The sequence below is a fragment of the Caldisericum sp. genome (assembly GCA_022759145.1).
Lineage (GTDB): Bacteria > Caldisericota > Caldisericia > Caldisericales > Caldisericaceae > Caldisericum.
Genome location: JAEMPV010000135.1, coordinates 1 through 6,975, shown reverse-complemented (window position 1 = coordinate 6,975; position 6,975 = coordinate 1). Strand labels below are relative to the sequence as shown.

At 37.1% G+C, this 6,975-nt stretch carries 6 protein-coding genes; 4 read left to right on the top strand and 2 right to left on the bottom strand.

The window, feature by feature from the left end:
• On the bottom strand, positions 1-813 hold an 813-nt coding region (locus JHC30_07450; GenBank protein ID MCI4463982.1), incomplete at its 3' end, for a 2-oxoacid:ferredoxin oxidoreductase subunit beta.
• Positions 810-2,447: a 2-oxoacid:acceptor oxidoreductase subunit alpha gene (locus JHC30_07445; GenBank protein ID MCI4463981.1), complete on the bottom strand. Its 1,638-nt coding sequence runs from the start codon at positions 2,445-2,447 to the stop codon at positions 810-812. The genes JHC30_07450 and JHC30_07445, both read right to left, overlap by 4 nt.
• Positions 2,448-2,614: 167 nt before the next feature.
• On the opposite strand from JHC30_07445, the gene dnaA reads away from it, so the two are divergent.
• From dnaA to JHC30_07425, 4 genes are all read left to right on the top strand, one after another.
• A complete protein-coding gene (gene dnaA / locus JHC30_07440; protein ID MCI4463980.1) occupies positions 2,615-3,919 on the top strand; it encodes a chromosomal replication initiator protein DnaA in 1,305 nt (434 codons plus the stop codon).
• Between the two features lie 242 nt (positions 3,920-4,161).
• Positions 4,162-5,265 carry a DNA polymerase III subunit beta gene (gene dnaN / locus JHC30_07435; protein ID MCI4463979.1) on the top strand — a complete coding sequence of 368 codons (1,104 nt, stop codon included), beginning with the start codon at positions 4,162-4,164 and terminating at the stop codon, positions 5,263-5,265.
• A complete protein-coding gene (locus tag JHC30_07430; protein ID MCI4463978.1) occupies positions 5,262-6,338 on the top strand; it encodes a DNA replication/repair protein RecF in 1,077 nt (358 codons plus the stop codon). The genes dnaN and JHC30_07430 overlap by 4 nt, the downstream gene beginning before the upstream one ends.
• The gene (locus JHC30_07425; GenBank protein MCI4463977.1) at positions 6,325-6,897 is read left to right on the top strand and encodes a DUF721 domain-containing protein; all 573 of its coding nucleotides are present in this window, start codon (positions 6,325-6,327) and stop codon (positions 6,895-6,897) included. Before JHC30_07430 ends, JHC30_07425 begins: the two co-directional genes overlap by 14 nt.
• Positions 6,898-6,975 lie beyond the last annotated feature (78 nt).

Below are 6,975 nucleotides of genomic sequence, written 5' to 3'. Positions count from 1 at the left end.
GTCTCTCACACTTCTATCGTAGAACAAGTCCAATCCTCTCAACACAAGGTCTTCATATGTTGGAAGTTCGCTCTTGTAGAAAATACCAATTGGAATTTTTTCGCCCCACTCAAGTGACTTTTGAAGTGCTATATTAAAATTATCAGGCTTGTAATCAGTTTCTTCTAATTTATAAACACGCTCTTTATAGAATTGGTATGTGTTGTTAAATGTAACACAAGGTTGTAATACCTCAACAAAGGCAAACCCCCTATGCTTTAACATCTCCTCAAAAATGTACTGAAGGTGCTTAATATCGCCCGAGAATCCTCTTGCAACAAATGTTGCCTGTGATACGAGCATAAGTGTTACAGGGCTTATAGGATTTTCAGGATTTCCAAATGGTGTTGACTTGCTTTTGAACCCTTTTGGAGATGTGGGCGTAAATTGTCCTGTGGTAAGACCATATACAGAGTTATTGTGAAGAATGAGTTTCGCATTAGAGTTTCTCCTTGCAATGTGAATTGTGTGTGACATCCCTTCAGCAAACGCATCGCCATCCCCAACAAAACCAATTGGTATTAGCTCGGGATTTGCAAGTTTTATACCTGTTAAGAGCGGGGGGACACGCCCGTGTATTGTGTGAAACGAATTTAAATGGTAGTAGTTTGTGATATACCCATAACAACCAATCCCGGAAACAAGAACGATATTCTCTTGTTTAACTCTCTTTTCATCAATTGCTTTTTCTAAAACACTTTTAAGCGCATTGTATATTCCGAAATTTCCACACCCAGGACACCACTGTATTTTCCTATCAGTTGCAAGGTTCATTTTAACACCTCCTCAAACATACTTCTCAAAGCCCAGGGGCTAAACGGACGCCCATCGTATTTCAAAATTCTCTTATCAATCTTTAACCCTGTTTTTCTTTCAAAGAGGTCGGCAAACTGCCCAAAGGAATTTTGCTCAACTGAGATTATCTTATTTACGCCTTTAAGTTCCTCTAATACTGCATCTGTTGGGAAAGGCTCAAGGGAAACAACCTGGACAAATTTAATCCCCAGGTTCTCTATTGCTTCAAGTATCGCACCCTTAGGCGACCCAAATGAAACAACTGCAACCGAGCCTTCTCCAAATACATTTATAAAGCGCATAAGTTTGAAGTCGTCTTCAATTGTTTTCATTTTTCTGAGGCGCTTCTCTTTCATTTTTGTTAGTGTTTCAGGAAGGCTTGAGGAATAACCCTCTTCTGTATGCTCAGTTGAATTTACATGCACAACTACATCAGGCGTTGAAGGTGGAGCATAAGGGGAAATCCCATCAGGCGTAATCTTATATCTGTGATATGTTCCATCGAGTTCTTTGTCATAAGTTTTTACCATCATTGGATAATTATTTGAAAACGGCAGGTCTGTTGTTCTTGCACTTTCTGAAATGTGCTTATCTGAAAGGATTATAACTGGCGTTTGATACCACCATGCAAATTGTAACGCTTTCGCACTAACTTCAAATGCTTCCTCAACATCGCCAGGTGCAAGCACAATGCGAGGAAACTCACCATGCCCTATATTCAAGGCAAGGTTCAAATCACTTTGCTCTGTATAGGTTGGTGCGCCAGTTGAAGGACCCACCCTCATCACATCAAGGATAACAATTGGTGTTTCTGTTGCACCTGCAAGGCTTATCGTTTCTCCCATAAGGTCAAGCCCAGCGCCAGATGTTCCAACCATTGACGGCACGCCTGCATAGGCACTTCCAATTGCAAGGTTTATTGCAGCAATCTCATCTTCAAGTTGAAGTGCAACAATACCAAGCCTATCGGCATTTTTTGCAAGAAATTCAAGAAGCGTTGTTGATGGAGTTATGGGATACGCTGCGTAAACTTTTAACCCTGCCCTTACTGCACCAAGACCAATTGCATCGTTTCCATATAGGAGTGGCTTTGGAGTTTTATCTCCCTTTAAAAGGTGGATTAATTTAAATCCTTTTTCTTCTGCAAGTTTATAGCCAACTCTAAAAAGTTCAATGTTTTGAGGTGCATTTTTCTTAAGGTCATCTTCAATTACATCCTCCACAAAATTTTCCGGGATGTGAAGAATATACGAGAGAACACCAAGCACAATCGAAGGCTTCATAAAAGGCTCTGCTTGCGCTTCCTTTATTATGTCGTCATAGGGAAAATCGTTTGAAGTTAATGTAAAACAATTTTCTTTTGCCATGCCCTTGTACTTCTCAAAAACATCCATATGGAAGGCAAACATATAGTCAAACCTGTTGTAGGAAGTGTGAATTTCCTTAGAAGAAACCCTTATCTCCGTGTAATCAGTTCCACCCCTTATAAGAGAGCCGTAATCGTTCATAATAAACACATGATAGCCATACCTATTGAAGACCTTGCCTATAAGCATCGAGCCTCGCTTGATGCCTTCGCCAGCCTGTCCACCTATAAAGATAGAAAAATCCATAACTGCCTCCTTTCGCTTGCTACACTTTGTAACAAAAATAATCGTTTAAATTATACATTAAACTTCCTTTAAAGAAAAATTTTCTATATTTTGCTATTTTTAAATTATTACTTTAGCACTCACTTTTTAATTTTGGAATGTGGAAAACTTTCATATAATAGATTTGTATGAATACCTGGGAAAAAGTTTTAGAACAACTAAAAGAAACTTTGAGTGTGCCTGCTTTTGAAACCTGGATAAGGCCTGTTGAATTTGTTTCTGAAAGCGACAGCGAGATTGTCCTTAAGGTTCCATCCAATTTTGTAAAAGAGATGCTTGAAACAAAGTACGCAAGCCTTGTAAATACAACCATAAAAGAGGTCGTAGGAAGAGATATTTCGATAAACATAATCGTCGAAGAGAAAAAGCCAAAAACTCCACCTGTTGTTATCGTAAATGACATAACCCTTCATAAAGACTACACCTTTGAAGAGTTTGTTGTAGGATCGGGGAACAAACTTGCATACGCTGCAGCAAGGGCAATTTCTGCAAACCCTGGCAAGGTTTATAACCCTCTATACATTTATGGAAAAGTAGGGCTTGGGAAAACACACCTTCTTCATGCAATAGGACACGAACTTATAAAAAATTTTAAGGATATTAAAATAGTTTATACGACAGCAGAGAAATTCACCAATGAGGTAATATTTGCAATTCAGAATGCGCAAAGTAATAGTGACCTTATTGATAGGTTCCATAAAAAATACAGGACTACTGATGTCCTTCTTATTGATGATATCCAGTTTCTTGCAGGAAAAGAGCGAACGCAGGAAGAGTTTTTCCACACATTTAACGAACTCCACAATGCAGGAAAACAGATTGTAATAACCTCAGATGTTTCGCCAAAAGAACTTTCCACTCTTGAGGAGCGATTGCGTTCGAGATTTGAATGGGGACTTATAACCGATATCCAGCCGCCTGATTTTGAAACAAGGGTTGCCATACTCAAGAAAAAGGCTCAAAGAGAAAACATAACCATTTCAGATGAGGTGCTTTCCTATATAGCAAACAACATATACTCAAATATTCGTGAGCTTGAGGGCGCACTTATAAGGCTTGTTGCAAAGGCATCACTTCTCAACGAAAACATAACTGTGGAATTTGCAAAAGAGGCATTATCCGACATAATAAAACAGGCGGCAGAACCGATTACTGTTGACCGCATAAAGAAGGTTGTTGCAGAGTATTTTAGTGTGGATGTGGAAAGTTTATCCGACAAAAGAAGAACACAGAACATCGTCCTCCCAAGACAAATTGCTATGTACCTTACAAGAGAATTTACAGACCTCTCGCTTCCTCAGATTGGCGAAGCCTTTGGTGGAAGAGACCATACGACTGTTATGCACGCCTATGCAAAGATAAAAGAAGAAGCAAAAAAGACCGAAACAATGCGTGCGCTCATAGACGAAATTATTAACAGGCTAAAGGGATAAGGTGTGGATATATGTGTAAAATGTGGAAAAGTCTGTGGATAATTGTGGATAATTTGTGGAGTGAAAGGAGAGTTGTGGAAAAGTGGAAAGATTAAAAAGTTTTCAACAGGAATATACACACAAAGAACTCTTTAATAATACTAACTTTATAGGCACTTTCAACAGTATGCACAGGTATTATTACGATTATTATGATCCTTTATATCTTTTAAAATATTTAATAATAATAAGAGAGGTGGATTATGAGGATAAGAGCAAAAACAAGTGAACTTACAAAAGCAGTGAGTAATGTAGGAAAAGTTATCTCAGGTAAGGCAGTGGATTTAGTTCTCGAAAACATTTTATTAAAGGTAAATGATAAACTAACTTTTACAACGACAAATTTAGAACAGGCAATGGAATACTCTATGGATGTTGAAATTTTAGAAACAGGAATTGAAACAAGCACAATCCTCCCATACGATATTTTAAGGGATATAATGCCAAAATTTAAAGGCGAATATGTTGAACTTGATATTAAAGAAAAGAAGGCGTTAATTAAAGAAGATAGTGGTGAATTTACTCTTCACACATTTAACCCTGAGGCATTTGCTATTATCCCTGAAGTTTCTTCTGAATTAAAATTCACCCTCCAATTCGGCAAACTTAAAGAACTTATTGAGAATACAATTTTTGCTGCAGCCAAGAAAGAAGAAAGCAGGCGAGAATTTAAAGGCGTCTACTTTGATATAAAGGATGATTATGTAAACCTTGTTGCAACTGATAGTACTGCGCTTGCATTAAACAGAATTAACGAGGCAGGCCTTCCGAAAACAAGTTTTATAGTTCCATGGAAAGCACTTGATATCCTTATGCACCTCTCTTATGATGATGAGACACCACTTGAGGTTGAAGTTACTGAATCAAATATAAAGTTTTCGCTTCCTAATTTATCTCTCATAAGTCTTTTGATAAACGGGCAGTTCCCTCAGTATGAAAGCGTTATTCCGGAGGAAGCGGAGTTTTATGGTAAGGTTGCAAAGGGTGCGCTTATGGATGCACTCGATATTATTGGTGTATTTGCAAGAAAAGGAACAGGGCGTATCGTATTTACTTTCTCTCACGGAAATGTTACGATAGAATCAAGTTCATCAGATATTGGACAAGGAAAGAAAGTTATACCTTGTGAGACGAACGCAGAGGTATCACTTCAATTCTATGCGGAAAAGATTATCGATGGTATCGAACATGTAAAGGACGATATGGTATATTTTGGTATTCAAGGGCCTCTCCATCCTGTTTTAATTAAGGGCACAGAGTCTTCAGACTACCTTTATGTTATTATGCCTCAGAAACCACTTGAATGATTATTGAAAACCTCACTTTACAAAACTTCAGAAGATTTAAGGATAACAAGTTTGAGTTTGATAATCATTTTAATATAGTTGTTGGGAAAAACGGAAGCGGTAAGACAACGATACTTGAAGGCATATATTTACTTTCTACCGGGAAAAGTTTTGTTACAAATGCACTTCAAAATTGTGTTAATGTAAATAATGACTATTTTTTTGTGGAAGGTGTTTTTCGCTCAGAGTCTAATTCGGATTCGGATGCAGTTCATACTGTTTCTGTTCTCTTTAGTAAAGACAAAAAAGTATTTCATGAGAATAAGAGAAAGATAAAAACGCTTTCGGAAATTGTAGGTAAATTTCCTGTTATTGTTACGGACTATGCCCTTGTTGAACTTGTAAAAGAGGGGCCATCTAAGCGAAGAGACTTTATAAACCATGTCCTCACATTTACAGACGAGGATTATTATAAAAACTTACTGAGATATTACTCTTTTCTTGAAAGAAGGAATGAATATTTAAAAAACGGCAATTTCACGATGGACCTATTGATTTTTCTCTCTCAGGAACTTTATGATTATGGAAGAAAAATTAGGGAAAAGCGTGAAAAAATAATAAACGATTTCAACGAAAGGATTAAGGATATTTTCTCCATTATTTTCGGAAAGAAAACAGACCTATCGCTTGTTTATCGACCATCAAAATTAGAAAAGTTGCTCGATACTGAATCAATTACGGATGAAATAAGTAAAAAACGAACACTTTACGGTGTCCACCTTGACGAGATTGAGATTTTTGACGATGGGATTAATATGAGAGAATTTGCCTCCTTAGGTGAATCTTATAGCATCGGATTCATACTTAAACTTATCGAAAGCGAACTTATTATAAAGTACAAGGGGATTGTGCCGATACTTCTTCTTGATGACTTCTTTTCACACCTTGACGAAGTTAAACGGGAAAAAATTTTAAACTACATTAAAGATAACCAGGTAATTCTAACGGCAGTGAGCCTTGACGATGTCTCAAAAAGTGTGTTGCAGGATTCTAAAATCATAAACTTAGAGAACGAAAGAGATGAGAACAATTAGGAATGGAATTGATGAATTCTTAGAAAAAAGAGGGCTTCTTAAGAAAATCAAAGGCTTTTATCCTGTAGTAAAATGGGATGATATTGTGGGGGAACAGTTAGCAAAATACACACGCCCCTTGAAATATGAGGATGGGACTCTTCTTATAGGTGTTACTTCACCTCTATTCAAAAGAGAACTAGAGGGAATGAAAAATGAACTCATAAATATTATTAAGGAAAAAGGTGGTGAGGACACACCCGTTAAACACTTGAGGTTTACTCTCATACCATTATGGGATAGCAAATTAAAGGTAAGGAAAAACATAGTAAAAAATGTTTCAGAAGATATTGAAGTAGAATTAGACGAAAAAGACTTTCAGTGGATTGATACTATTGTTTCAAAATTTAAAGGTGATAACAGCCTTAAGGAATCTTATCGAAAGGTGCTTATTGCTTATAGGATTGCAGAAAAGAAAATGGAAAAACTCGGTTACAAAAAATGTGCAAAGTGTGGAGCGTATTTTTCAGGTAGAGGAAAACTCTGCCCTGTGTGTGAGATAGAGGACAAGAGGAAATAGCAAGTAGTATACGGAGTTAAAAATTATAAATTACTCCTCGAACTTGAACCCGTCTTCCTTAAATAATTTTATGCAGGC

Excerpts from the sequence above, each read along its gene's own strand:
- dnaA (MCI4463980.1), top strand. The coding sequence starts at position 2,615 with ATGAATACCTGGGAAAAAGTTTTAGAACAACTAAAAGAAACTTTGAGT.
- JHC30_07445 (MCI4463981.1), bottom strand. The coding sequence starts at position 2,447 with ATGGATTTTTCTATCTTTATAGGTGGACAGGCTGGCGAAGGCATCAAG.
- dnaN (MCI4463979.1), top strand. The coding sequence starts at position 4,162 with ATGAGGATAAGAGCAAAAACAAGTGAACTTACAAAAGCAGTGAGTAAT.
- JHC30_07430 (MCI4463978.1), top strand. The coding sequence starts at position 5,262 with ATGATTATTGAAAACCTCACTTTACAAAACTTCAGAAGATTTAAGGAT.
- JHC30_07425 (MCI4463977.1), top strand. The coding sequence starts at position 6,325 with ATGAGAACAATTAGGAATGGAATTGATGAATTCTTAGAAAAAAGAGGG.